We start from the raw sequence: 26,884 nt of genomic DNA on the forward strand, positions 1-26,884 counted from the left end.
CCCAATTGGCCGAGCACCTGGCCCGCCGCGACGCGCTTCTGCAGGAACGGGAGGCTCGCTGGGCACTTATCGCTCAAGGCGCAGGTGAACTGTTTTGGGAACTGGAACCGACAGGTGTTGCTGCACCCGCGCCGGAGTGGCCCATGAGGTGGACAGGGTCCGCGTCGATCCCGACCCAAGGTATTGATCTACTTGGCCGCTGGAGCGAGCAACTGCACGCGACGGACCGGCAACGCCATCTTGACGCGCTTGCCCGGCACCTGGCTGATCGCAGCGGGCGAACCCCCTTTACGCTGGACGTACGCATGGCCCTTGCATCAGACGGTGACTATCGCTGGTGCAGGATCAGCGGAGTCGCGCGCCGCGATGCGCAAGGCGTACCGGTCGCCATCGGCGGAAACCTGCGTGACATTCATGAACAGCGCCTGCACGAAGAGTCACTCGAACTGGCGGCCACACGCTTCGAGATTTCCCGTGAAATGCTCCATGACGGGCTCTGGGACATTGAGGTGGTGGCGGGTGATCCGGCGAACCCGAAAAACACCATCTGGTGGTCTTCGCAAATGCGGCGACTGCTGGGTTACACCACGGTTGAGGAATTTCCCAATACATTGGAAAGCTGGACCTCACGCCTGCATCCAGACGACAGCGCGCGGGCAATCGCGGCGTTTGTCGCCCACGTCGAAGACCGCAGCGGAAAAACACCCTTTGATGTCGATTATCGGCTCAAGCACAGCAGTGGCAATTACCGCTGGTTTCGCGGCCGTGGGCAAACGCGCCGCGCAGAGGACGGTTCCCCGCAAAGAGTGGTGGGCGCCATCACCGATATCCATGCCCACCATGAAGAAAACACCCTGCGTGAGGCTCAGGAACACCAGCACCGAGTGATGCAGGAGACCCTGCGCAAGCTGACGCACATTGTCGCCACCATCCAGGGCATCGCCAGCCAGACCAACCTGTTGGCATTGAACGCTGCCATTGAGGCCGCCCGCGCTGGCGAAGCCGGACGCGGGTTCGCGGTGGTCGCCGATGAAGTTCGCAAGCTGGCGACCCGCACCAGCCAGGCGACCCAGCAAGCGGCCGACATGATGGACAGCTAGCCCCCTCAGCGACGCGTCGTCGTTCAATGGGCAAGTCGTGGGCAACGCAACTATTGGCAGTACACACCCAACAATAAGAACCAGGTATCGTTATGCGTGATTATCAAGCTGTGGCCACATCCTTCAATTACCAGCAGACCGCCGAACGGGCTTTGCACGGCGACCTCGCTGCCCTGAACGCCTGCGTCGAATGCTGCGACCGACACGCCCACGACGACGCCGTGGCGTTGTATTGCGAAGCGCAGGATGGCAGCGCCACGCAATACACATTCAGCCAGTTGCAGGCCAGCGCTGCACGCTTCGGTCATTTTTTGCGCGAGCAAGGGGTAAAACCGGGCGACCGCGTTGCCGGCCTGATGCCACGCACGGTTGAACTGCTGATTGCCATCTTGGGGACCTGGCGGGTGGGCGCTGTCTATCAACCGCTCTTCACCGCATTTGGTCCCAAGGCGATCGAGCAACGATTGGGCTGCTCCAACGCGCGCTGGATCGTAACGGATTCCCAAAACCGTCCCAAGCTGGATGAGATTGCCAACTGCCCAAGCGTCGTCATCACCGGCGACTGCCCGCAAAACCCAAGCGATTACCCGTTCTGGAGCACCCTGGATTGCCAAAGCGCCGAATGCGAACCGGTGCTGCTGGACGCCGACGCGCCGTTCCTGCTCATGTGCACATCGGGTACCACGGGGCCGGCCAAGCCGCTGGAAGTGCCGCTGCGCGCCATGCTGGCCTTCAAGGGCTATATGCGCGATTCGATTGGCCTGCGTGAGGACGACCGCTTCTGGAACCTGGCCGATCCCGGCTGGGCCTATGGCCTGTATTACGCAGTGACCGGCCCGCTGGCGTGTGGTCATGCCACACTGTTCTACAACGGCCCTTTCACGGTGGAGAGTACGTGCCGAGTCATTGCCAAGTACGCAATCACCCATCTGGCCGGCTCACCCACGGCTTATCGCCTGTTGATTGCCGAAGGCGCAGCGTTCGCCGGCGCCGTGCGCGGCCGCCTGCGTGCCGTCAGCAGTGCCGGCGAGCCGCTCAACCCACACGTGATCCGTTGGTTTGCCGAACAACTCGGCGTGACCATTCACGACCATTACGGCCAGACGGAGATCGGCATGGTGTTGTGCAATCACCATGGTTTGCGTCACCCGGTCCGTGAGGGCTCGGCGGGTTATGCGGTGCCCGGCTACCGCATCGTCGTGCTGGATGAGGTGCATCGGGAATTGCCGGCGGGTCAGCCGGGCGTCCTGGCGGTGGATCGCGAGCGCTCGCCCCTTTGCTGGTTCGACGGCTACCTGGGTATGCCCACTCGGGCCTTTGTGGGCCGCTATTACCTCAGCGGCGACAGTGTGGAACTGAATGACGACGGCAGTATCAGCTTCGTTGGCCGCAACGATGATGTGATCACCACGTCCGGCTACCGCGTCGGGCCGTTCGACGTCGAGAGCGCGCTGATCGAACACCCGGCGGTGATCGAAGCGGCGGTGATCGGCAAGCCCGACCCGCAGCGCACCGAGCTGATCAAAGCCTTTGTCGTACTCGGCAGCCAGTACCAGCCGAGTGCCGAGCTGGCCGAAGTACTGCGCCTGCATGTGCGGCAACGCCTGGCCGCGCATGCTTATCCCCGGGAAGTGGAGTTCGTCGACCAGCTCCCCAAGACCCCCAGTGGCAAGTTACAGCGCTTCATTCTGCGCAATCAGGAAATTGCCCGGCAGCAGGCGCTCGATGCATGAAAGCGTGGCCGTTATGCCCAGGCTGAACAGTCAGCGGCGCTGATGCATGGATTGCAGAATCGCCGCCGAGATCTGCTCAAGGGGCAACTCACGCTCCACGGCACCCAGCTTGAACGCCTCCTTGGGCATGCCATACACCACACAGGACTCTTCATCCTGGCCCAGGGTCCGGGCACCGTTGTCGTGCATTTCCTTCAGGCCGCGGGCGCCATCGTCGCCCATCCCCGTCATGATGATCCCCAACGCGTTACTCCCGGCACTGCGGGCAACCGAACGAAACAGCACATCAACCGAAGGTCGATGGCGGCTGACCGGAGGTCCGTCGACAATTTCCACTTGGTATTGGGCGCCGCTGCGCTTGAGCACCATGTGCCGCCCACCGGGGGCAATCAGCGCGCAACCGGGGATAACCCGGTCACCGTTCTTCGCCTCCCTGACCTCGATCTCGCACAGTCGATTGAGGCGCTCGGCAAACGCAGCGGTGAAGTGTTCGGGCATGTGCTGCACGATCACGATTCCCGGGCAAACCCTGGGCAAGGCGGTCAACACCAACTCCAGGGCTTGGGTGCCGCCCGTGGACGTACCAATGGCGACAATGTTCTCGGTGGTGCGCGCCATCGCCTGGGTACCCGCGGGCAATATGACGTCGGCCGTCAGCCTTGCCGGTACCCGTTCACTGGACGGCACCATACGCTTCATGTTGGCCCGCGCAGCGGCCTTGACGGCGCCCGCCAATTCATCAGAACTGTCGGTCAGAAACTGACGCAGGTTGAGTTGTGGCTTGGTCACAATACTGACCGCGCCGGCCGCCAGGGCCTGCATGGTCGTGGCCGCGCCCTTTTCGGTCAACGTGGAGCAGATGACCACGGGCGTGGGGCGTTCGGCCATCAACTTCTTCAGGAACGTAATGCCATCCATCCGTGGCATCTCGACGTCCAACACAATCACATCCGGCCATTGCTTGTTCATCTTGTCCATGGCAAACACCGGGTCTGCCGCCGCGCCGATCACCTCAATAGCGGGGTCTTGCCCCAGGGTCGCCGTCAGCACCTGACGCACTACGGCGGAATCATCAATGATCAGCACTTTGATAAGGCTCATGTCGCACGCTCTCCATGAGGGCTGCTAGGGGTTCGCAAGGCCAGGTAGTTGAGTTCTATTTCGCCGCTGGTGAGATCGAACACAATGGTCCGATAACCCACGCCTTCCACATGAAAGTGTTGACACTGCAAATGATGCAGATCGAGCAGGCGCATGGCCTGCTCGACATTGCGCTGGCCGACGTAATCGTTGTCCGAGCGCACAAACCCAGGAAACATGTTCCCGCCGCCAAATACGCTGATCCTGAACTCCGCAGGCCGGGCCTTGATCGACTGTATTCGAGCGAGCAACAATTCAAGCGCCTCATTGCCGTAGCGACCATCCAGGACGCCGGGTTTGGCCACGGCACGCTGTGGCAGCAGGTAGTGACACATGCCCCCCAGCAAGCGCCGGGGATGCCAGAACACCAAGGCAACACACGACCCCAGCACCGTACGTAGGCGAATCGCACCCGAGCCGAAAAACCAATCGCCAGGATTCAGGAACACCTCGTTGGACGGTCGGCTGTCAGGCATGTGGCCTCCGGTAGATGGAAGGCTTGACCAGTCGCAGCTGGTCGGTAATGCCGTTGAGGCTCTCCGAATGGCTGACCAGAAAGTACCCGCCCGGCTTGAGGTGGCTGATCAGTCGCTTGACCACTTGCACTTTGGTGTCGTTGTCAAAATAGATCATCACGTTGCGCAGGAAGATCACATCAAACATCCCCAGTTTCGGCAGCGGGTTATTCAGATTGATCGACTGGAAAGTGATCCTTGCCGCCAGCGCCGGGTCGACCATGAAACAACCATGGTTGGCACCCACGCCCTTGAGGCAATACTTGTTCAGCAGCGCCTCAGGGATGCCACGTGTGCCGTCGAGGGGATAACGCCCAAGGCGGGCTTTGTCCAACACCCGGCTACTGATGTCCGATGCGACAATCTCCCAGGGCCGGCCGGCGAGGTTGTCAGCCAGGACCATCGCCAGGGTATAGGGTTCTTCACCGGTCGAGCACGCGCCACTCCATATGCGTACCGGTCCGCTGCCACGCAGTTCGGGCAACGCTACATCACGCAGGAAATCAAAATGCTTGGGCTCACGAAAAAAGTAGGTTTCGTTGGTCGTCAGCAGATCCACCGCCACCTGCAACTCCGCGCTGTCCTTCATCAACACCCTGTAGTAAGCGCCGTAAGTGTTGAGCATGAGCACCTGCAAGCGCTTGGCCAGGCGAGTGCTCACCAACTGTTTTTTGGCATCGGACAGGCTGATGCCCGCGATTTGATAAATGAGGTCACGAAACTGCGCGAACTCGGCGTCAGAAAGGATCACGTTCATAAGGACATTCCCACAGCACACTCAGGCGATCGAAGGTAGCGAAGACTCAAGGTTGGCCAGCGCATCGACCTGTTCCAGGGACAACACGCGACCGATGTCCAGTAACAGCACAAAACCGCTTTCCAGCTTGCCGATACCCAGTAAAAAATCGGCCCTCACATCGGTACCGAAATTCAACGAAGGCTCTATATCCTGATCGGCGATCTCCAGTACCTCGCTGACCGCATCGACGATGATGCCCACCGGTTTGCGCTGGGCATTGGCCTGTACCTCGATGATCACAAAGCAGGTCCTTGGGGTCTGCACCGTGCGTTCGCCGCGAAAGCGCACCCCCAGGTCGAGCACGGGGACCGCAGCGCCACGCAGATTAATCACCCCGCGTATGCTGGGAGGCAGCAACGGCACGCTGGTGATCGGCCCGTATTCGATGATTTCCCGGACGTTGAGCGTGCCCACGGCAAACATCTCCTCCCCCAGCACAAAGGTTAGGTACTGGCTCGGGCTCGAGACTGTGGCATTGCCTGGACTGTCGATGGGTAGGGCCATGATTCACCTCGGATCAAATACGTTCCAGTCACGCCCGCAGGCGCTGCTGTGCTCGTCAAACAGACATCAGGCCGGCCATCTCATCGACACACAGCACATGCTCGATCTGCAGGAGCGTGACGAACTCGCCTCGCACCTTGGTCATCCCCCGGATGAAGTCGGTGCGAATATGATTGCCGAACGCCGGTGCGGGCTTGATATCAATGTCGAGTATCTCGATGACTTCGCTGACCGAATCCACCACCACCCCCAGGACCTGGGATTCGCCCTCCTTCGCGGCCTCAAGGATGACGATGCAGGTCCGACTGCCCAGTTCCGTCGTCCCCTTGTCAAAGCGTGCCTTGAGGTCCACGACCGGCACCACTGAGCCGCGCAGATTGATGACCCCCCGCAGGAATGCCGGCATCATCGGTACGGTGGTCACCTGGTTGTATTCGATGATTTCACGAACACTCAGGGTATTGACCGCGTACATCTCCTGAGCCGCCAGGAAGGTCAGGTACTGCAACGGTTCATCCACTGGTGGCGCAGGTTCGACAGCGCCCTGCATGACCGCTGAGGTGCCCATGGGTCAACTCCCAAAGCGGACGAAACCGCCGTCCAAGGAGCGACTGTCATGGTCCTGCGTGGACATCGCGCGGCTGATCTGGGGCGTCGAGACATTGCGTCCGGCACGTTTGCTTTGCACGGTGAAAAACCCCATGAGTTCCTGCAGCTGCTCGGCCTGGCCACTCATTTCCTCGGCCGTCGCCGCCAGCTCCTCGGAGGCCGACGCGTTTTGCTGGGTCAGTTGGCTCATCTGCGACATTGCGCTGTTGATTTGCTCGGAACCGATGGATTGCTCTTCCGAGGCAGCCGCAATTTCCTGCACCAGGTCGGAGGTCTTGGCAATCGAAGGCACTATCTCGTCCAGCAAGTTGCCCGCCCGCTCGGCCAAGGCCACGCTGTTCTTGGCCACTTCACTGATTTCCTGCGCGGCGATCTGGCTGCGCTCCGCCAGTTTGCGTACTTCGGCCGCGACCACCGCGAAGCCTTTGCCGTGCTCGCCGGCCCGTGCCGCTTCGATCGCTGCGTTGAGCGCCAGCAAGTTGGTCTGGTAGGCGATGGAATCGACGATGCCGATTTTTTCGGCGATGGTTTTCATCGCCGCCACGGTGTCCTTCACGGCACGACCGCCTTCCGACGCTTCCTTGTTGGCTTTGCCCGCCATGCCGTCGGTGACCTTGGCATTTTCGGTGTTCTGGGAAATGGACGCCGACATTTGCTCCATCGACGACGAGGTCTGTTCGACCGATGCCGCTTGCTCGGAAGCCGACTGGGCCATGCTTTGGGCGGTGGCGGAGATCTCTTCCGAGGCACTCGACAGCGAGTCCGCTGACCCGCGCACTTCGCCGATGATTTCCGAGAGTTTTTCCACCGTGTCGTTGACCGAGTTCTTCAGCTCGAGGAACTTGCCTTGGTAGTCACCGGTAATAGTGCGAGTCAGGTCGCCACCGGACATCGCCGACAACACCTCCATGGCCTCGGTAATCGGTACGATGATTGCGTCCAGAGAACCATTGATCCCCTGGATGATGCGGCGGAAATCCCCCTGGTGCCGGGCCACGTCAGGCCGGGTGTCCAGCTTGCCGATCAGCGCACTGTCACTGATCTGGCTGGTGTCCTCGACAAGGGCCAGGATATTGGCGCGCAGTTGCTCGATGTTTTCGTTGATAAAGGCCTTTTTGCCGGGGAACTGCTCCAGCGGAGCGGACAAATCACCCTCGCCGAACGCGCGAATACAGGCCATGGCTTTTTTCTTCACGCTGATATGGCCGTTGACCATGTCATTGATACCTTGACCGATGTCACGGTACGAGCCCGAGAAGCGCCCGGCGTCGATCATCACGTCAATGTCACCTTTTTCATGCTCACTGGACATGTGCTGCATTTCGTTGATCAGCGCCAGGATGTTGGTGCGCAACAGCTCGATGTTTTCGTTGATAAAGGCTTTTTTGCCGGGAAATTGTTCCAGGGGGGCAGACAGATCACCGTTTCCAAAGGAGCGTATGCAGGCCATGGCTTTTTTCTTCACCGCGATGTGGCCGTTGACCATATCGTTGATGCCCTGGGCCATGGAGCGGTAACTGCCATGAAAGCGGCCGGCATCGATCTGTGCGTCGATCTCGCCCTTGTCGTGTTCACTGGACATACGGTCCATCTCCACGATCAACGCGTGCAGGTTCGCGCCCAACTGTTGCATGCTCGCCATCAGGCTGGTGGTGTCGCCCTGCTTGAGCGTCGCCTTGGCATTCAGCTCGCCGGCGGACAGACGCGCAGCGAAAGCACGAACCACCGAGGGCTCGGCGCCCAGCTGGCGCATCAGGCTACGCCCCAGCAGCGCACCGATCAGCAAGGTCGCCAACAAGGTCAGGCCGCTGACCAACAGGATGATGTAGCGCGCGTTCTTCTCGGTGGCGGTGGCGAACAATTGGCCTTTGCGGCCCTGCTCCAGATTGTATTCGCGCAGATCGCTGATGCCGGCGATCACGGCGGTCTGCAAAGGCTGGCTCGCTTCAAGCAATGTGCGGGCCGACGCTTGATCACCGTCGTCGATAAGCTTGTCGAAACGTGTTTGCAAGGTGGCGAACTCGCCCAAGCGGCTTCGCAGTTGTTTCAACAGCGACGCGTCATGCTCGTCGGAGGTCAACTCGGCCTGATAGCGATCCAGGGCTTTGCCAACCACACTGAAGTCCTGTGCCACGCTGTCCGCGTAACTGGGGACCAGATTTTTTCCGGGATCGTTCAAGCGCTGCCATTGCAAGGCGTGAAGGTCGGTGAACGCTGTTGCGGCACGGTCGATTTCCAGCAGGCTGGGCACGGTATTGACGTTGGCATAGCTGGCGCTCGTATTGATTTCACCAGCCAGATACAGGCTGGTGCCACCCAACACGACGACACCCAGCATTGCCGTGAAAACCAACAACATGATGTTTCTGATAACGGTCATGGCGAGGCACTCCTGATGACGCTTCATTGAGTCGATAAAGAATTGGGGATCGAACGGTGGGTGGCTTCCTTGGCAATACGTCCCAGCAAATTGGGTATGTCCAGAATCAGGGCGACGGTTCCGCTGCCGAGGATCGTGAACCCGCCCAGCCCATGGGCGTCACCAAACACTTTGCCGAGTGGTTTGATCACGGTTTGAAACTCCCCCTGCAAGCGATCTACCACCAGGCCGGCCCGCAGGCCTGCGTATTGCACGACGACCACGTTCTCGCGGTTGCCTCCGGGCTCTTGCACATCAAACAGGTCCCTTAACCGCAGGATCGGCAGCACATCCCCGCGCAGGTCCAGGTAATCGGTTTCGGCTCCCGCCTGAGGCGCCAGCTCGATGCACTCCTCGACCATATTCAGCGGAATGACATAGGAAGCCTTGCCCACTCCGATCAGAAAGCCATCAATGATTGCCAGCGTCAGCGGCAGGCGGATCCGCACAGTGGTGCCCTGCCCCAGTTCGCTCTCGAGGCTGACGCTGCCGCGCAACGCCGTGATATTGCGTTTCACGACGTCCATGCCCACGCCACGCCCGGACAGGTTGCTGACCTGGTCGGCGGTGGAGAATCCCGGCTCGAAGATCAAATTCAGAATGTCTTTGTCCGACGGCTGCTGGCCCTCTCCCACCAAGCCGCGCTCACGGGCCTTGGCCAGGATCTTGTCCTTGGCCAGGCCGCCGCCGTCGTCGGACACCTCGATCACGATGCTGCCGGATTCGTGATAGGCGTTCAGGCGTACCGTGCCCTGGGCGGGCTTGCCACGCTGGAGGCGCGTCGAGGCAGGTTCGATGCCGTGGTCCATGGCATTGCGCACCAAATGGGTCAGCGGGTCGCCGATCCGTTCGACGACGGTCTTGTCCAGCTCGGTCTCACCGCCGCCGATGTGCAGCACAATGTCCTTGCCCAACTCTTTGGAGACGTCCCGCACCACACGCTGGAAGCGCGTGAAGGTCGCGCCGATCTGCACCATGCGCAGGGTCAGTGCCGAGTCGCGTACTTCCTCGACCAATCGCGATAACAGGCTGGTGGCTTCGATCATCTCGCCGATGCCGCTGCGCACCGCCACCAGGTTGGCGCCGGCACCGGCGATGATCAGCTCACCGACCAGGTTGATCAGTTGGTCCAGCTTGGCGGCATCGACCCGAATCAGGCTGGCTTCGTTGCTCGCCGCAGCCTTGCCGGCCTTGATCAACGGCGTCGTCGGATCCTGGGCATCAGGCTCACTGCGCGTCTCGACCGGTGCGGGCTCAGCGTCCTGGGTCACGAGCAAGGCCTGGGCCTCGCTCAGTGTGCCGCAACGCACCAACAGCTCGAGCAGCCCGGCATTGTCTTCGGGTAGTGCGTCGAGATGGGCGCGACATGCCTGCACCGTGGCGTGTGGTGCGAGGATCTGCACGAGCGCGTCCTCGCGGACAAAATCAAAGGCGCCGTCGATCACCTCAAGGGGGGCGTCGCTGGCCAGTGCGAGTTCAAACCCCAGGTAGTTGGTTTCCGCGTCCATGGCGGCCAGGGGTGGCAAGCCATCGAACAAGGTAACGGTGTGCAGCAAACGCCCCAGCGTGCTCAGGTAACGCAGGAACGCCAAGGGGTCCATGCCATTGCGCAACACATCCGGGCCAAAGCGCAGGGACAAATGCCAATGGCCGGGACTGCCGCCCTGCTCATCCGCCGGCGACGTCGCTTGCAGGGCCGGCGCTGGTGTCGAGACCGCCGCCTCCAGATACAGCGACAGCCGCTCAATGAGCGATTGACCCTGAGCCCGCAACGGTTCATCCAAGCGGTCCAGGTTGCCATCCGCCGCCAGCAGGTCGATCAATTGGCCGATATGGTCGCGGGCGTCGAGAAACAACGCACTCAGCGCCTCATCGACGCGCACCTCCAGGCTGCGCACCCGGTCCAGCACGCTTTCGGCGACATGGGTGAACTCAACGATCGGCATCAAGCCAAACAAGCCGGCCGAGCCTTTGATAGTGTGGGCCACGCGGAACAGGCCGTTGATGGTGTCCAGGTCCTGCGGCGACTTCTCGATCTGCAGCAGCGCATCTTCCATTTGCAACAGAAGCTCGCGACTTTCGGCAATGAAAGTCTGCAGCACATCATCCATGTTCATGGGCTGGGCCATACGATTACGCTCCGACCGACTGGGTGAAACAGGCATTGGTGAAGTAGTCGTCAAGACCGCTGAGGCGCAGTGCTTCGCTCACCGTAGCGCTGGGGTTGCTCAGCAACAGCTGGGTTCCCTCCTTGAGGGACTCGCGTTTGATGAGGATCAACAGCTGCAACCCGGCACTGTCCAGCTCATCGACATTGGACAGGTCCAACTCCACTTCATGGGCCAGTGGAAACAACGACAACAGCACGTCCTTTTGCTCGGCAGCCGTATAGATCGTCAGCGGGCCCTCCATGACCTGGATTCGACGCAGCATCGGGACGGAGCTTTTCATGCAAACCTCCTGGCCAGCGGTCGCTGGTCATCGCTATGGCAGGATCAACTTGGAGACGGCAGTCAGCATTTGCGCCGGCTGGAAGGGCTTGACCATCCAGGCCTTGGCGCCGGAAGCCTGGCCTTGCTGCTTCATCGCATCGCTGGCTTCGGTGGTCAGCATGATGACCGGCGTAAACTTGTAGGCCGGCAACAGCTTGGCGGCCTTGACGAAACTGAGGCCATCCATGTTGGGCATGTTCACATCACTGACAATCAGGTGGATTTTGCGACCATCCAATTTGCTCAGGGCGTCTTTGCCATCACAGCCTTCGATCACGTCGTAACCGGCGCCTTTGAGCGTGATGCTGACCACTTGCCGGATGGAGGCCGAGTCGTCGACGATCAGAATGGTTTTGCTCATCGGAAAAGCTCCTCTAGAAGAAAGTGATTTCGTTGGCATCCGCCTTCGCATGCGGTTTACCGTCATGAATGGCGTGCTGCTCCGGCATGGTGTAAGCCGTTGATAGCTCGTGCAGCCAACGGTCGCTGGTCATCGGCGCCAGGGTATGTCCGCTGAGGCTCAACTCATTGCGCTCGTCCAGTTGCTGCTGCAACTTGTCCAGGTCGTGGGTAATCAAGGTCAACATCTGGCTGACGCGGTCCTGGAACTGCAGGGCAACCAGCACCTGGGCAATCTCGTCGGCGACGTTGGCACTCTGCTGCTGCAGGTCATGGCTGTTGCGCACGATGGTCTGGGCGGTCGCGCGAAAATGTTCGATGACCTGCGAGACCACGCGCTCCGAATCGGCGAGGGTCAGGGTGTCTTGTTCGGCGTGGTGGCGGGACATTTGCACCGTACGGGCAATGGCGGCGTTGACGGTGATCACGGTTTCGCTGATCTTGCGCCCGGTCTCGCCGGACATGCTCGACAACTTGCGCACTTCATCGGCGACCACCGCAAACCCTCGTCCAGCCTCCCCGGCTCGCGCGGCTTCAATAGCCGCGTTGAGGGCAAGCAGGTTGGTTTGACTGGCGATGTCGCCGACAAACTTGGCCATCTGCTGAAGTTGCTCGGTGAACCCGGAGAGTTGCATGACTTCCTTGAGCTCATTCTCTTTATTGGAGAGCGCAGCACGCAGAGCCAGGACGATGGAATTGAGGTCATGCTGGCCGACTTCCAGCAAGTCGACCAATTGTTGCGAGGCATCCTGGCCGCCGTTGCTGGACACGCTGTGGCTGATGTTTGAGGAGAGCGTGCCAAAACGTTCGCTGAGCTTGAGGATCGACGTTTCACTGATCGAGCGAGCCGCTTCTATCTGCCGGGACCAGATCGGCAGCACGCTGACGCACACTTGCGCCAAGCCGTTATCGACGGCCAGCGTCGGCGGCACCGAAGCCGCTTGATCAAGTTGTTGCTGAAGGCGATTGCAGTGTGCCTGGTACCGCTTGTTCGTCCACAAGCCCATGCCAATACACAGCGTAAACAACGCGGCCCCTGCCACCATCGCCTCCAGGCTGAAGCGCTCGCTGTAGGCAATCGCAAGTCCGCCGAGCAGGCCCGCAGAGGCGACGGGAAACAGAGCCAGAGCAGCGCTAGGAAATGGTGTCTGATCGGTCACGGTGTATCTCCCAGTCAAAGCCTGTCGTCACCGCCTGATCGGTAATTCGGCTGCTTGAAGGAGATACTGGCCCAATAATGGCACCGCCACCATCGGAGCATCCCTATTCTGGGGTAGGGATACCGGGAATCAGGCTAGGAAAATTCCTACCCCCGTACGTGCGTCACGAAATACCCAGGGTCATGGCGAAACGCACAATGTCGGCGGTGGAGGAAAATCCCATTTTTTCCATCAGCCGAGTCTTGTGGGTACTGACCGTCTTGTTGCTGATGACCAGTTGCTCGGCAATCTGGTTGACGCTCATGCCGTGCGCCAGCAAGCGCAGGATCTGGAATTCGCGATCGGACAAGCTCTCGACAAAGGTCTGCTGCTTCAAGCCACTGCTCTGCAGCGCGATCTGTTCTGCCAGCCCAGGGTCCAGGTAACGTTGGCCGCTGACCACCCGACGGATCGCCACCAATAGGGTTTCGGGATCGCGGTCCTTGGTGAGGTAGCCAAGCGCACCGGCACGTAATGCCCGTTGCGCGATATGGATTTCGTTATGCATGCTCAACACCAGAATCGGCAGGTTCGGGTACTGGGTATGCAGGCGCGCGATCAAGATCTCGCCGCTGATGCCCGGCATATTCATGTCGAGCAGCAACAGGTCGATCTCGACCTGACGCAACAATTCGATCAGTTGCGTTCCACTCTCGGCTTCGGCCACTACCTGCAAATCGGCGACCAGCGAGAACAACTGTTTGAGCCCTTCGCGCATGATGGTGTGGTCATCTGCGATCAGCATTCGAATCATCAATACCTATCCTTGTGCATCGGAATGAAAGCCTGGACCGTCGTGCCTTGTCCGGGGTGGCTGAAAATGATCACTTTGCCGCCCAACATCAGGCCACGCTCACGCATGCCTGCCAGGCCCAACGTCTTGCGGCCGACGGCATCGGGGTCAAACCCCTTGCCGTTATCCTGGACCTCCAGCAGCCAGTGCGTCTCCTGCGGGGTCAGGGTCACGCTGACCTGTGTCGCCTCGGCGTAGCGGGCGATGTTGGTCAATGACTCCTGCACGATGCGAAATGCAGCGGTAACGTGGGTGTCCGGAAGGGTCAAGGGAATCAAAGGCAGGTTCAACGCGCAGGGAACCCGGGTAGAGGTGACGAATTCGGCTGTCAGCCATTCAAGACCGGACACCAGCCCCAGGTTCAGCGCGGAGGGTCGCAGGCTGGTAGAGACATCACGCACCACCTGGATCGTCTTATCGGTCAGGGCCATCAAGCGCTCGACCTGAGGGGTGAGCTCAGGCGTATCGGTGCCGAACTGAAACCTCAACAACGAGATGCCCATGCGCAGTGCCGTCAGGTGCTGGCCCAGTTCATCATGGATTTCCCTGGCGATCAGTTTGCGTTCCTCTTCCCGTGCCGTTTCCCGGCGGGTCGACAGGTCACGTAATTGGGCGTTGGAATTGGCCAGGCGGCGTTCCGCAGCGCGCAGCTTGGAAATATCGCGCCCCACGGCCAGTACGCTGACGACGCGCTGGCCGTCAAGCTCAGGGACAAAATGGATCAACACCACCTTGGGCGCGGTTTTCAAACCCGACAATAAAAATTCTTGCTCCGTGGCTTTGTTCTGCTGAATCACCTGGGCCACCAACTCTCGAAAAAGCTGGGACTGAGCGTTCAGGGGAAACACCTCATCCATGGGCATGCCCATCAGTTCCGGCCAGGCACCGCCCACCCACTTCCTCAACTGCGCATTGACATAGAGCACTTCGCCTTGAGCACTCAATCGGGCGACCGCGTCCGGGCTGTTTTCCACCAGTGCGTTGATGTCGTGCTGGCGTTCCAGTTCTTTTTGCCGGGCCCTGGTCAGATGAGTCACATCGCGACAGATCACCAATACCCGTTGGCCCGCGCTGCCGGAATCAGCCACCGGCACCAAGGTAAAATGCAAGTTACGGACTTCGTTGCGAACCAGCATGCCTTCATCCGACTCCACCACCCGAGCGGCGGCCCTGCACTGCTCGTAGAGCGTCTGGATTTTTCGCGCGTTCGACCGACCAAAAATCGACTCCAGCGCCTCGCCGATAACATCAACATGCGGTTTTCCAAGCACCTGCAGCAACGCGGGGTTGACCTCAACGCAGCGTAGGTCACCGAGTGGCGTAACCTCCAGCAGGCACAACATGTCCAGGGTATGGTCGGAAATATCCCGGTAACGGCGCTCGCGCTCCCTGAGTAACGATTCGGAGCGCAAGCGCTCAATGGCAATGGCCGCAATGTGACAGGTCTGGCGTACGCGCTGCAGGTCGCTCTCTTGCGGCAGGGAACCAGGCGACTGAGATAACTCGAAAGCACCCAGGATGTGCCCCTGGTTATCCACGATGGGCTCGGACCAGAATGAAGGAACGCCTTCTGCAAGAGTCGCGGCAGAAGGCTTGCGTGCCGACGACCCGAGACTTTGCGGGTCGGCAAGCACGACGCCACAGGAACGGTGGGGCAAGGCCAACTGAAGGTAGCCCACCAGCAACGTCAGCGTTTCGTCTAAAGGAGCCCCCGTGGCCATGGTTTCGAATATGCGTAAACGCGCATCTTCAAGCACTTGCTGCTTACGCAGCTCAGTGATGTCGTGGGCCAGCGCCAGCACCCCCACCACCTCACCTGAAGGGCTGCGCTCGGCCATCAAGCTGACCACACAACTCACATAATCACCACTGGGCGCGACCACCCAGCTATTCAGAAATTGAGCCGTCTCGCCTGTGGATGCCACGTGACGCAGTTGATTCAGGTAGTCGCCGGACTCCTGCATGGGGCTGCCGCCGATCGCTTCGTCGTAGGACAGGCCGGTCAAGAGCAGGAACGTCGGGTTGACGTACGTGCGCAACAGGTTGCGATCGTAACGAACAATGATATTGGGTGAGTTTTCCGCAAGGGTGAGGAATTTGAGCTCGCTGCCCAGCAAGGTTTCGCGCAGTTGCCAGTTCTCGGTGATGTCTTCCAGTTGGGAGACAAAACAGATCGGCTGCCCCTGGTCGTCCCGCACCAGACCCACGGTCAAGCGTACCCAGACAACCTGACCGTCGTGGTGGATGTAGCGTTTATGCAAGGTGGCGCCCTGCCGTGCACCGTCCTTCAATTCTTCTATCAACTGCTTGCCCACCTCACGGTCTTCGGGGTGGGTCAATGCCATGAATGTTGTATTTTTCAGCTGCGCTTCGCTGTAGCCCAGCAGCGTGCAAATCACGTTATTGGCCCGCAGCCACCGACCATCAAGCGCCACGAGTGCCAAGCCGGTACCGGATGAATCGAAAATCGATTTAAGGGGTATATCTGAAAAGCGCTCGCCGTCGGCGGGAGACCGAGTGAGTTCCAGGCCAGGGGTAATCTCAGCGATAAAGTAGTCGTGCTGCCACGGCGTTATCGATACGCCCAACCGGCCCACTCCCCTCGCTGTCGCCTCAAAAAACACCCGGGACTTTCCATCGGCCTTCTCGATCGCCGCATAAAAAAGCCCGTAGTCCTCTGGGCGCAGCAGGGCGAGAAACTCGGCCCCTGCATCAGGCGGTACTCCATGCTGGAGCTGCAGCGCCGAAAACGCAGGGTTACCCACGACGACCAAAGCAGATCGATCCAGGACAACAACCGCACCCGAAAGGCAGGCTAGTACGCCTTTAAGGGTTTGCAGCACTTCCTTGTCAGCCATCGCAGCTCCTGCAAACGTCCACTCTTACGACCAGGAAATAACCTACCGTAAACGCTTCGAAAGGTTTTTATGGTCGACGAATAAGAATTCAGTTTCCCGGCGAAGCCTGTAGCCGCCCATTCGATTGAATACATATCCCTGTAAGATTCACACCAGCAGCACCATACGGATAGTCTCTACAGCGACGCTGTAGATTATCGTAGCCTCATTTACGGGCTGCGCCAGCCAGACCAAAGTTTATGACACCAATGAACGCCAAACCTCATCCTTTCGAGAGCAAACACCCCGTTACTGACAAGCGAACATCAGAGCGAAGCTGCGTTTAGGCGTCTACGCTGTCTTTTTCCTTGAGTAACTTCGATGACTTATCAAGATAACGACCAAACCGAAAATACACGTCAACACAGGACGGTGAGCACACTCGGATGACACTGCCTTACCCTTATCACCCTCCCGACACCACACCAATAAGCAAACCGGCAGAAGCAACTAAAGCTATCAACAAACCCTCCTTAATTTATGCCGAGCGGTTTAATACACTGCAACTAGTCCAACACTCAAAATGCTGCATGAATTCGGCTCATTTACCAGTGTTATTTGCACTGTTTGTACATAGAGTTGCTCGTGTTATCGACGGTTTGGCGGATCACAACGCCTGGGGGCGTCGACAAGGCGACATCGCTGCGCCGCTCGTTCAGGGCGAACACGCTCATCGCCAGCGCGGCAACGGCACCGGGAATGGCAAAGGCCATGAAGTTCAATTGCAGGGGCAGTTCGCTCGCCATCAGCACGCCGCCCAGCAGCGGGCCGACGATGGCACCGTTGCGACCGATGCCGGACGCCCAGCCCAGGCCCGTGGCACGAATGGACAGGCCATAGAGCTGCGCCGCCCCCGCGTACAGCAAGATTTGCGTGCCGATGGTGGTGGCCCCCGCGATAAAGATCAGCAGGTACAGGACCGGCATCGGGCTGTTGATGCCCAACAGGCTGATCGATACGACTGCGGTGCTAAAGAAGCAGATCACCACCTTGACCAGGTTCAGCCGATCACCCAACCGACCGCCGATAAGCGCCCCTGCAATTCCCCCCAGGTTCAGCGCAATCAGGAACGATAGGCTTGATCCCAGGCTGTAGCCGGCGCCAGCCATTAGCTTGGGCAGCCACGAACTCAACGCATAGACCATCAGCAGGCAACAGAAAAATGCCGTCCAGAGCATCGCCGTGCGCACCGCCAATCCCTCGCGGAACAACTCCGCCACCGAGGCGCCCTTGCCTTTGAGGTCGGTGATGACCAACTCATCCTCCGCGTTGATCAGGGTACCCGGCGACAGGCGATTAAGCAGCGCCCGTGCCTGATCGAGACGGCCCTGGCGGATCAGGAAACCGATGGATTCAGGCAGCCAGCACACAATCAGCGGCAACAGCAGCAGCGGGATGACCGCGACGAAAAACATTGATGACCAGCCATAATTGGGCAGCATGAAAATCCCCACACTGGCCGCCAGCATGCCTCCCAGGGAGTAGCCGCTGAACATGAAGGCCATCAAGGTGCTGCGTGCTTTTTTCGGCGCATATTCGTTGATCAACGCGGCTGCGTTGGGCATTAGCCCACCACAGCCGAGCCCGGCGATAAACCGACAGACGCCAAACTCGGTGGGGCTGCTGGCAAAGCCGTTGATCACGGTGGCAATGCTGAACAATGCAAAACAGAACACGATGCCTTTCTTGCGGCCGAAGCGGTCCGCTAGAGTGCCGAAGAGCAGCGCACCGAACATCATGCCAAACAGCGCATAGCTGCCCAAGGCACCGGCCTGCAAGGGCGTGAGCCCCCACTCGCGCATGATCGACGGCAGGACCACGCCATAGATGAACAAGTCGTAGCCGTCAAAGACCAACAGCAATGCACACAGGCTCACGATCAACCAGTGAAAGCGATTGAACGGGGCATTATCAATAATCGAATAGACATCATGGGTACGCATGGCAGTGCTCTCTTTTTGTTGTTGTGAGTCAATGTCTGCAGATGGAGCGCGCTTCAGCCGAGATCGCAGCAGCCTCCAAGGCCAGGTAGGCCATGAATCCACTTTTACAACGGCCGGCTCAGGCTGATACGCGGGGTTACGACCGTCCAATATGGATAAGGTCTGCATGGATACCCTGGAGGTATGGTGAGGCGACGCACCCCGATACGGCGCGCCAGGCCATTAATCGACGCCTTGGGGAGGCGAAACGTCTTGATACGTGTTTGTCCCTCCGCTGTGTTGTGAGCCGGACATTCAATCCACGCCAACGCGACGATAAATAATTAAAATAGATGATCTTGTGCACGATAAAGATAAAATTATCTGATAATTAGCTTATTCCAAAAAAGACTTTCCCTCAGGTTTTTTATAGGAATATCTTCACTTCACAGACCGACCCCATGCCTGGCGGAGGACGTACCCCCGACCATCAGGAGCCTGCATCAGGCTAAATGGACCGATCTCGACATGCCAGACCTCGCCGCCCCGCTCCCCCTCAAGAAGTTTCACCTGTCCCTGCTGACCAGCTCCCTGCTGCTCGCCACCGCGCCCTCCTTCGCCGAGCCCGCCAGCGGTGATGCCCAGCTCGGCACTGTCACCGTGATCTCCACCGGCCTGCGTGGCCAGGAGCGCACCGTGGCCGACAGCCCGGCGCCGATTGATGTGATCAACAGCGAGCAGTTGCTCAAGACCGGGCGCGCCGAGTTGTCCGAGGCGATTGCCAAGCTGCTGCCCTCGTTCAACTTCGGCACCAACATCGCCGGCTACAACTCGGTGACGCGCCCATTGAGCAACCGCAGCCTCGGCCCGGCCTATACTCTCGTGCTGGTCAACGGCAAACGCCGGCACAACGGCGCCACCGGTCAGCGCGGGTCGATCGACAACAGCGGCGCCAATGCGGTGGACATCGACCTGATCCCGGTCAGTTCGGTGGACCATATCGAGGTGCTCAAAGACAGCGCGGCGGCCCAGTACGGTTCCGATGCCGTGGCCGGGGTGATCAATATCATCCTCAAGACCGGTAACAGCGGCGGGCACCTGGAAACCAGTTACGGCCAGTTGTTTTCCGGCCAGGGTGAAACGATCAAGGTGGCCGGCGACCAGGGTTTCAAGCTCGGCGACGGCGGCTTTTTCCACCTCTCCGCAGACGCACGCAAACGCGGCGAGGCCGCTTGGAATGACAAGGCCGACAGCAGCGTGCGCGCCTTCAACGACCCCGCCAAGGAAGCGGCCTGGGACCGTGTGGCAATCAAGAACGGCGACCCCGACCTCAAGGCCTTCAACCTCGCCTACAACGCCGAACTGCCACTGGAAGACCTGACGCTCTACTCGTTCTCCACCTACGGCGAGCGCGATGCCGAGGCCGCCAACTACTTCCGCCTGCCGACCGGCCGGGCCGCCGTGCCCGAGGTGTTCCCCGACGGCTACTACCCGCTCAACAACATCAAGGACCGCGACTACCAGCTGCTGTTCGGCGGCAAGGGCCAAGCGGCCGAGTGGAACTGGGACCTGAGCACCACCTACGGACGCAACAACGTCCACCATTCCAGCGACCTGAATATCAACCCGTCCCTGGGCACCGCCTCGCCGACCAAGTTCGACAACCTGGCGACCTTTCGCTTCGAACAGTGGGTGAACAACCTGGACGTCACCCGCCGCTACGACAGTCTGTTCAACCTGACCTCGCCGGTGCAGGTGTCGGCCGGCCTGGAGCACCGCTGGGAACATTTCAGCACCTTCGCCGGTGACCCCGAGGCCTATATCACCGGCACCTACCCGGCGGCATCGGGCGCACAGGCGGCGGTGACGATTCGCCCGGAGGACGAAGTCAGCCTGATCCGCAACAACTACGCCGGCTACCTGGACCTGGGCTTCGACCTGACCGAACGCTGGTTTCTCGACGTCGCCGGGCGAGTCGAACATTACGATGACGACTCGGGCAACACCTTCGGCCTCAAAGTGAATTCGCGCTACGAACTGATCGACAGCGTGGCCGTACGCGGCACCGTCGGCACCGGCTTCCGTGCACCGTCACTGACCCAGATCGGCTACACCGTGGCCGACAACCGGGTGGCGGTCGACGTGAACGGCAACGTGGTGCCTGCCGTGACCCGCCTGACCCCGTCGGGCAGCAACCTGGCCAAGGCCTTGGGTGGCGATGACCTCAAACCGGAAAAGTCACGCAACCTCGGGCTGGGCTTGACCTGGCAGCCGGCACCGCGCACCAGCATTACCGCCGACGCTTACCTCATCGACATCGACGACCGCATCGCCCTGACCAGCAATATCTACGACCAGGGCAACGGCGTGATCAACGGCATCCTCACCGCCCAAGGCGTGCCCTCGGGGACCTGGGTCAACTACTACACCAACGCTTTCGATACCCGCACCCGTGGCCTGGACGTGGTCGCCGACCACACCACGCCGCTGGATGCCTGGGGCGATGTGCGCTGGAGCCTGGGCTTCAACTGGAACAAGACCACCATCGAAGGCACCCGGGACACGCCGAGTGCGCTGGCCAACTCCGGCGTAACCCTGGTGGGCCGCGACCGCGAAGGCGATCTCACTGAAGCCTCGCCCAAGACCAAATGGATCCTGGGCGCCAACTGGAAGGTCGAGGACCTGGCAGTGAACCTCCAAACCAGCCGCTACGGTGCGGTCAAGACCTTGGCAGTCAACCCCACCGGCGACCGCAGTTTCGGCGCGAAATGGATCACCGACCTGGACGTCAGCTACACCTTCGTTGACCAGATCACCGTCAGCATCGGCGGCACCAATATCTTCGACGTGCGCCCCGACCGGCACGCCGTCTACAGCAACCTGGGCCTGGCGCCCTACGGTAACCCGCCGTTCTACCCCGGCGGCGGCTACTGGTACACCAAGCTGGCCTACGACTTCTAAGCCAATCGCCATACGAGGGCATCCCATTGAACACCTCCAACTTGATGAGCCGTCTATTGGCCCCTTGCGTCCTGGCGTTAAGCCTGGCCGCCTGCTCGCCTGCGGGCAGTGACAGCCAGGCCGGCAAGACCTTGAACATCGCCTTTTTTGGCGACAACACCATCCTGGTCAGCGTTGATCCGTTCCAAGTCTATTGGCTCGAACACCGCGTGCTGCTGCGCAATATCGCCGAATCCCTCACCGACCAGGATCCGGAAACCGGCAAGATCATTCCCTGGCTGGCGAAAAGCTGGGAAATCAGCGACGACGCGCTGACCTACACCTTCCACCTGCGCGACAACGTCACCTTCAGCGACGGCGAACGCTTCGATGCCAAGGCCGTGAAAACCGCCTTTGACAGCAACAAGGCACTGGCGACCGAGCTGCCGGCCACCTTCGGCGCGACGTACCTGGCGGGCTTTGATCACGCCGAAGCGGTCGACGACTTCACCGTCAAGCTGGTGCTCGCCAAGCCCAATGCGGGCTTCCTGCAGGCGACCTCCACCACCAACCTGGCCATCCTCGCACCGGCCTCCTACGCGCTGAGCGTCAAGGAACGTTCGCTCGGCAAGATCATCGGTACCGGCCCGTTCGTATTGGCCAGCTACACCCCGGAAGTCGGCGCGCACCTGACCAAGCGCAAGGGTTACGCCTGGGCGTCGGCGAATATGAAAAACCAGGGCGAAGCGCACCTGGATGCGGTGGACGTCACCTACATCCCCGAGGAAAGCGTGCGTAACGGCCTGTTCCTGCAAGGCAAGGCCGACATTCTGTGGCCACGCAACCCGTTCTCGGAAGTCGACCTGAAACTGTTCCAATCCAAGGGCGCGACCCTCCAGAGCCGCTCGCTGCCGGGGCCCTCCCTGAACCTGTTTCCCAACACCCGTGGCGGTCGCGTATTGGCCGATAAACAGGTGCGCCTCGCCGTGCAGAAAGCCATCGACCGCAAGAGCTACGCGAGTACCGTTTACAACGCCGAGTTCGCGGTGGTAGACGGCATCTTTGATGTGACCACGCCTTACTTCAAGAGCCAGGGCGCCAAGCTCGCCTATGACCCGGCGGGCGCCGAGCGCCTGTTGGACGCTGCCGGCTGGGCCAAAGGCGCAGACGGCTACCGACAGAAGGACGGTAAGCGCCTGAGCCTGAACTACAACGTCATGCAGGCCGAGACCGCCGGCGATGTGCTGCTTCAGGATCAACTGCGCAAAGTGGGCATTGAGGTAAAACTCAGTGTGGTAACGCGTGCCGAATGGGTCGCCAACAACTCCGCCGGCAACTACGACCTGACGATCAGCTACATGACCCGCGCCGATCCGATCATCCTGCAAACCATCCTTGATCCACGTACTGCCAACAGCTCAACCGTGGCGACGAACATCTTTGAGCCACACGTACTTGAACGCGCCAAGGGCCTGTTTGACGCCGGCATCACCGCCACCCAAAGCGCCCAACGCGCGGCAGCCTACGGCGACCTGCAGGACCTGCTGATCGACGAAGGCTCGGCGTTCCCGGTGTATGAGCGCGTGTGGCAGGCCGCGACGTCGCCCAAGGTGAAAAACTTCCGCTGGACCGCCGAAGGCTTTGCCCTGTTGGGTGACATCGAGGTCGGCACGCCATGAGCCGCTACCTGATCGGCCGGGTCGGCCAGGCGCTGCTGGTGCTATGGGGGGCCTATAGCATCACCTACTTCATCCTCTATCTGCTGCCGGGCGATACCTTGTCGATCATGCTCAGTGCGTCCGGTATGGAAGCCGACGCCCTGTCGGTCGAAGACCTGGCCAAGGCGCGCGCCTACTACGGGCTGGATAAAGGCCTGTTCGAGCAATATATCGACCTGCTGCTGGGTGCACTGCACGGTGATTTCGGGCAGTCGCTGTCGCTCAATCGCCCGGTGGCCGAATTGCTCGCCGAGCGCCTTCCCCAGACCCTTTCCCTGGCCGGCCTGGCGATTGTGCTCTCGCTGCTCGGCGGTATCGGCCTGGCTTACCTCACCGCGTATATCCGCTGGCAACCGTTGAAAAAGGCATTGGCGCGCTTGCCGTCCCTGGGTTTTTCGGTGCCGGTGTTCTGGATGGGCCTGCTGTTGATCCAGGTGTTCGCCTTCGGCCTGGGCTGGTTCCCGGCCACCGGCAGCCGCGGTCTGGAAAGCCTGGTGCTGCCGGCGATCACCCTGGCGATTCCGAGCGCAGCGGTGTACGCCCAGGTGCTGCAACGCAGCTTCCAGGGCGTGTGGAAAGAGTCCTATATCGTCACCGCTTACGCCAAGGGCTTGAGCCGGGGCCAGGTGCAGGCCCGTCATGGGTTCAGGAATGCTGCGCTGCCGATCCTCACCCTGATCGGCCTGCAGGTGGGTAACACCGTGTCCGGTGCGGTGCTGGTGGAAACCATCTTTGCCCGCTCCGGCATCGGCCGCCTGGCCCAAGAAGCGGTGCTGCGCCAGGACATTCCGGTGGTGCTGGCCATCGTCGCGGTTTCGGCGGCGGCATTTGTACTGGTGAACCTGCTGGTGGACCTGCTTTACCCCTGGCTCGACCCGCGTATCTCCCACACGCCCAAGGTGTCCTAGACCATGACGACGCTTACCCGCAAACTCGGCCGCAGCGAAACACTCTGGCAACGCCGCAGCCCCTTGCAACGCGTAACGGCGATACTCCTGCCATTGTTGCGCCGGCCGGGGTTCAGCCTGGCGGTGCTGGTGGTGCTGTTCTCGCTGGTCGCCGCTGTGACACCGCAGCTGCTGAGCAGTTTCGACCCTTACGCCACCGCGCCCGCCGCCAAACTCAGCGCACCTAACCTGACCCACTGGTTCGGCACAGATGAACTGGGCCGCGACCTGTTCACCCGCGTAGTCTACGGCGCCAGCCTGTCAGTGCTGGCCGCCTCCCTGGCCGTCGGCATCGCACTGGTGGGCGGGCTGGGGCTGGGCATTTTGGCCGGGTTTGCCGGTGGCCGTATCGATGCGGTAATCATGCGTTTTGTCGATGTGTTGCTGGCCCTGCCCGGCCTGCTGCTGGCCCTGGCGATTGTCACGGCCATCGGTTTCGGTACGGTGCCGGTGGCCATTGCCGTGGGCATCGGCATCATTCCAGGCTTTGCCCGCACCACCCGCGCCGAAGTGCTGCGGGTGAAAACCCTGCCCTATGTCGAAGCCGCACGCTTGGGCGGTGCCAGTTGGGGCCGCACGTTGTTGCGGCACATTCTGCCCAACGCCTGGGGCCCGGTGGCCGTGCTGGCGACCCTGGATTTCGGCGCGGCCATCCTCGCCACCGCAGGCTTGAGTTTTCTCGGTTTCGGCGCTGCACCACCGGCAGCGGAATGGGGCACGTTGATCGCCAACGGCCGCCACTTCCTGATCACCGCACCTTGGGTGTCCTTGCTGCCCGGCCTGTTCCTGGTGGCCGTGGTGTTCAGCCTTAACCATATCGCCCGCACGTTCGAGGAGATCCAGCGATGAGCACCCAGCCGCTTTTAATCGATGTGCGCCAACTGAGTGTCGACTACCGTTCCGGCGGCCAGATCAATCCGGCGGTGCGCAGCCTGTCGTTTTCACTCACCCAGGGCGAGACCGTGGCGATTGTCGGCGAGTCCGGCTCGGGCAAGTCGACCCTGGCCAACGCCATCCTCGGCCTGCTGCCCGATAACGCGCGGATCAGCGCCGGCGAGCTGTGGGTCGACGGCAACGACCTGACCCACGCCAGCGAACGTAAGAAACGCGCCTTGCGCGGCCGCACTGTCGGCCTGGTGCCCCAGGACCCGATGGTCAGCCTCAACCCCACATTGCGCATCGGCCAGCAAATTGCCGAGGCGCTGGTCCTCGCCAAGGGCAAACGCTACCCCGCTGTCGACGCCGACATTGTCGAGCTGCTGCACCAGGTGGGCATCGACAAGCCGGTACTGCGCGCACGCCAGTACCCCCATGAACTCTCCGGCGGCATGCGCCAGCGCGTGCTGATCGCCATCGCCCTGGCCGGCAACCCGCGCCTGATCATCGCCGACGAGCCCACCAGTGCCCTCGACGTGACCGTGCAGCGCAAGATCCTCGACCACTTGCAGCGCCTGGTCAGGGAGCGCGGCATTTCCCTGTTGATCATCACCCATGACCTGGGCGTGGCGCTCGACCGTGCCGACCGCATCCTGGTGATGCAACAGGGTGAAGTGGTAGAGCAAGGTCCGCCACGGCAGATCCTCGCGCACCCCAGCCACGACTACACCCGCGCGCTGATCGCCGCCGCCCCCGCCTTCGCCAAGCGGCGTGAACCGTTGCTCAACCTCGACCTGGGGCATAAGCCGATCCTGAGCCTGCACAACGTCGGCAAGACGTTTGCCCTGCCCAAGGTCAAGGGCGAGGCGTCGACCTTCGTGGCCCTGGAAGATCTGAGCCTGGAGGTGTACCCCGGCCAGACGCTGGCCATCGTCGGCGAATCCGGCTCGGGCAAGAGCACCGCGCTGCGTATCGCCCTCGGCCTGGAAAAGCCGACATTGGGCCGGGTCTGGTTCGAACAGCAAGACGTCACCGACCTGAGCTGGCGCGACTTCCGCCCGCTGCGTCAACGCCTGCAACTGGTGCAACAAAACCCCTTCGCGGCGCTGGACCCGCGCTTCAGCGTGTTCGACAGCATTGTTGAGCCGCTGGTGTCGTTTGGCTTGCTCAAGGGCGCCGCCCTGGAACAGGCAGCGCGGGAGTTGATCAGCCGCGTGCACCTGCCGGTGAGCTTTCTGGATCGTCTGCCCCGTGAACTGTCGGGCGGCCAGTGCCAACGGGTCGCCATCGCCAGGGCCCTGGCATTGAAACCCGACCTGCTGTTGCTGGATGAACCGGTCAGCGCCCTGGATGTGTCGGTGCAGGCACGCATCCTTGACCTGTTGGAAGAGCTGCAACGGGAAATGGGCATCGCCTATGTGCTGGTGTCCCACGACTTGTCAGTGGTGGCCAACTTCGCCCATGAGGTGCTGGTGCTGCACAATGGCCGCGTGGTTGAACAAGGCTCGGTGGCGCAGATCTTCAACCAGCCGGCCACTGACTACACCCGCGAATTGGTTGCGGCCATCCCAGGCCGTCACCTCACGGCAAGCGCCGCCTGAGCCTGATTGCGTCGCGCAGCCTCAGGAAGGAAGCAATCGATAACACTCTTGTGTGGGATCAAACGTCACCACTGCTCACTCAAGCTACGAGCCCGGTCGGATAGAACCAAAGCCGGGCGCCCATGTTTGAGTAAGGCCGGGAGATAAACCTCAATGACCCTCTCAGCAACCGGTGCACGCCAGGGTGTCGAAACCACACTGCCACTTCCTCCGGGGGCCGCCACGCCTCTCTCATCAGCCGGAGACAGTGCTGCGGCAAAATAGCGCGTTTCACTTCATGC

Annotated in this window: 19 protein-coding genes and 3 pseudogenes; 8 read left to right on the forward strand and 14 right to left on the reverse strand. The window is 60.8% G+C overall.

Going from position 1 to position 26,884, the window contains the following annotated elements:
- Positions 1 to 143 precede the first annotated feature (143 nt).
- From ACHPFG_RS16170 to ACHPFG_RS16180, 3 genes and pseudogenes are all read left to right on the forward strand, one after another.
- Positions 144 to 821 (forward strand): annotated as a pseudogene (locus ACHPFG_RS16170) (PAS domain-containing protein); the annotation flags it as partial.
- Positions 822 to 836: 15 nt separating this feature from the next.
- A pseudogene (locus ACHPFG_RS16175) lies at positions 837 to 1,076 on the forward strand (methyl-accepting chemotaxis protein); the annotation flags it as partial.
- Positions 1,077 to 1,192: 116 nt separating this feature from the next.
- Positions 1,193 to 2,833: an AMP-binding protein gene (locus tag ACHPFG_RS16180; RefSeq protein ID WP_431699778.1), complete on the forward strand. Its 1,641-nt coding sequence runs from the start codon at positions 1,193 to 1,195 to the stop codon at positions 2,831 to 2,833.
- 30 nt (positions 2,834 to 2,863) lie between these two features.
- Here ACHPFG_RS16180 and ACHPFG_RS16185 read toward each other — a convergent pair whose 3' ends face one another.
- The 14 genes and pseudogenes from ACHPFG_RS16185 to ACHPFG_RS16250 all read right to left on the reverse strand — a co-directional run bounded on the left by ACHPFG_RS16185 (position 2,864) and on the right by ACHPFG_RS16250 (position 18,542).
- Positions 2,864 to 3,934: a protein-glutamate methylesterase/protein-glutamine glutaminase gene (locus tag ACHPFG_RS16185; protein ID WP_131696437.1), complete on the reverse strand. Its 1,071-nt coding sequence runs from the start codon at positions 3,932 to 3,934 to the stop codon at positions 2,864 to 2,866.
- Positions 3,931 to 4,449 carry a chemotaxis protein CheD gene (locus ACHPFG_RS16190; RefSeq protein WP_431699779.1) on the reverse strand — a complete coding sequence of 173 codons (519 nt, stop codon included), beginning with the start codon at positions 4,447 to 4,449 and terminating at the stop codon, positions 3,931 to 3,933. Before ACHPFG_RS16190 ends, ACHPFG_RS16185 begins: the two co-directional genes overlap by 4 nt.
- A complete protein-coding gene (locus ACHPFG_RS16195; RefSeq protein ID WP_431699780.1) occupies positions 4,442 to 5,245 on the reverse strand; it encodes a CheR family methyltransferase in 804 nt (267 codons plus the stop codon). The genes ACHPFG_RS16190 and ACHPFG_RS16195 overlap by 8 nt, the downstream gene beginning before the upstream one ends.
- 21 nt (positions 5,246 to 5,266) lie before the next feature.
- Positions 5,267 to 5,791 carry a chemotaxis protein CheW gene (locus ACHPFG_RS16200; protein ID WP_431699781.1) on the reverse strand — a complete coding sequence of 175 codons (525 nt, stop codon included), beginning with the start codon at positions 5,789 to 5,791 and terminating at the stop codon, positions 5,267 to 5,269.
- A gap of 55 nt (positions 5,792 to 5,846) precedes the next feature.
- Positions 5,847 to 6,359 carry a chemotaxis protein CheW gene (locus ACHPFG_RS16205; RefSeq protein WP_431699782.1) on the reverse strand — a complete coding sequence of 171 codons (513 nt, stop codon included), beginning with the start codon at positions 6,357 to 6,359 and terminating at the stop codon, positions 5,847 to 5,849.
- Positions 6,360 to 6,362: 3 nt separating this feature from the next.
- Complete coding sequence (locus ACHPFG_RS16210; protein ID WP_311772004.1) at positions 6,363 to 7,115, reverse strand: methyl-accepting chemotaxis protein; 753 nt, start codon at positions 7,113 to 7,115, stop codon at positions 6,363 to 6,365.
- A 147-nt stretch (positions 7,116 to 7,262) separates the two neighbouring features.
- Positions 7,263 to 8,807: pseudogene (locus tag ACHPFG_RS16215) on the reverse strand (methyl-accepting chemotaxis protein); the annotation flags it as partial.
- The gene (locus ACHPFG_RS16220; protein WP_431699783.1) at positions 8,804 to 10,948 is read right to left on the reverse strand and encodes a chemotaxis protein CheA; all 2,145 of its coding nucleotides are present in this window, start codon (positions 10,946 to 10,948) and stop codon (positions 8,804 to 8,806) included. The pseudogene ACHPFG_RS16215 and the gene ACHPFG_RS16220, both read right to left, overlap by 4 nt.
- Before the next feature lie 4 nt (positions 10,949 to 10,952).
- Positions 10,953 to 11,270 (reverse strand): STAS domain-containing protein, encoded by a 318-nt coding sequence (locus ACHPFG_RS16225; RefSeq protein WP_131696443.1) that lies wholly within the window; start codon positions 11,268 to 11,270, stop codon positions 10,953 to 10,955.
- A gap of 33 nt (positions 11,271 to 11,303) precedes the next feature.
- On the reverse strand, positions 11,304 to 11,672 hold the full coding sequence (locus ACHPFG_RS16230; protein WP_027605685.1) for a response regulator: 369 nt from the start codon (positions 11,670 to 11,672) through the stop codon (positions 11,304 to 11,306).
- Between the two features lie 13 nt (positions 11,673 to 11,685).
- Positions 11,686 to 12,756: a methyl-accepting chemotaxis protein gene (locus ACHPFG_RS16235; RefSeq protein WP_272954106.1), complete on the reverse strand. Its 1,071-nt coding sequence runs from the start codon at positions 12,754 to 12,756 to the stop codon at positions 11,686 to 11,688.
- 277 nt (positions 12,757 to 13,033) lie between these two features.
- Positions 13,034 to 13,663, reverse strand: coding sequence for a response regulator (locus ACHPFG_RS16240; protein ID WP_145338659.1), 630 nt, complete (start codon positions 13,661 to 13,663; stop codon positions 13,034 to 13,036).
- Positions 13,663 to 16,560 carry a PAS domain-containing sensor histidine kinase gene (locus ACHPFG_RS16245; RefSeq protein WP_431699784.1) on the reverse strand — a complete coding sequence of 966 codons (2,898 nt, stop codon included), beginning with the start codon at positions 16,558 to 16,560 and terminating at the stop codon, positions 13,663 to 13,665. The genes ACHPFG_RS16240 and ACHPFG_RS16245 overlap by 1 nt, the downstream gene beginning before the upstream one ends.
- A gap of 593 nt (positions 16,561 to 17,153) precedes the next feature.
- Positions 17,154 to 18,542 carry an MFS transporter gene (locus ACHPFG_RS16250; protein ID WP_431699785.1) on the reverse strand — a complete coding sequence of 463 codons (1,389 nt, stop codon included), beginning with the start codon at positions 18,540 to 18,542 and terminating at the stop codon, positions 17,154 to 17,156.
- Between the two features lie 507 nt (positions 18,543 to 19,049).
- Between ACHPFG_RS16250 and ACHPFG_RS16255 the strand changes: the two genes are divergently transcribed.
- Genes ACHPFG_RS16255 through ACHPFG_RS16275 form a run of 5 tightly spaced genes read left to right on the forward strand, consistent with a single transcriptional unit; the run spans position 19,050 to position 26,603 of the window.
- The gene (locus ACHPFG_RS16255; RefSeq protein WP_431699786.1) at positions 19,050 to 21,482 is read left to right on the forward strand and encodes a TonB-dependent receptor plug domain-containing protein; all 2,433 of its coding nucleotides are present in this window, start codon (positions 19,050 to 19,052) and stop codon (positions 21,480 to 21,482) included.
- Positions 21,483 to 21,526: 44 nt separating this feature from the next.
- On the forward strand, positions 21,527 to 23,140 hold the full coding sequence (locus ACHPFG_RS16260) for an ABC transporter substrate-binding protein (RefSeq protein WP_431703482.1): 1,614 nt from the start codon (positions 21,527 to 21,529) through the stop codon (positions 23,138 to 23,140).
- Complete coding sequence (locus ACHPFG_RS16265; RefSeq protein ID WP_431699787.1) at positions 23,137 to 24,087, forward strand: ABC transporter permease; 951 nt, start codon at positions 23,137 to 23,139, stop codon at positions 24,085 to 24,087. The genes ACHPFG_RS16260 and ACHPFG_RS16265 overlap by 4 nt, the downstream gene beginning before the upstream one ends.
- A 3-nt stretch (positions 24,088 to 24,090) precedes the next feature.
- Complete coding sequence (locus ACHPFG_RS16270; RefSeq protein WP_431699788.1) at positions 24,091 to 24,975, forward strand: ABC transporter permease; 885 nt, start codon at positions 24,091 to 24,093, stop codon at positions 24,973 to 24,975.
- Entirely contained in the window at positions 24,972 to 26,603 is a 1,632-nt protein-coding gene (locus tag ACHPFG_RS16275; protein ID WP_431699789.1) for a dipeptide ABC transporter ATP-binding protein, read from the forward strand. The genes ACHPFG_RS16270 and ACHPFG_RS16275 overlap by 4 nt, the downstream gene beginning before the upstream one ends.
- Positions 26,604 to 26,884: the final 281 nt, after the last annotated feature.

The sequence above is a fragment of the Pseudomonas sp. BR20 genome, assembly GCF_050780135.1.
Classification (GTDB): domain Bacteria; phylum Pseudomonadota; class Gammaproteobacteria; order Pseudomonadales; family Pseudomonadaceae; genus Aquipseudomonas.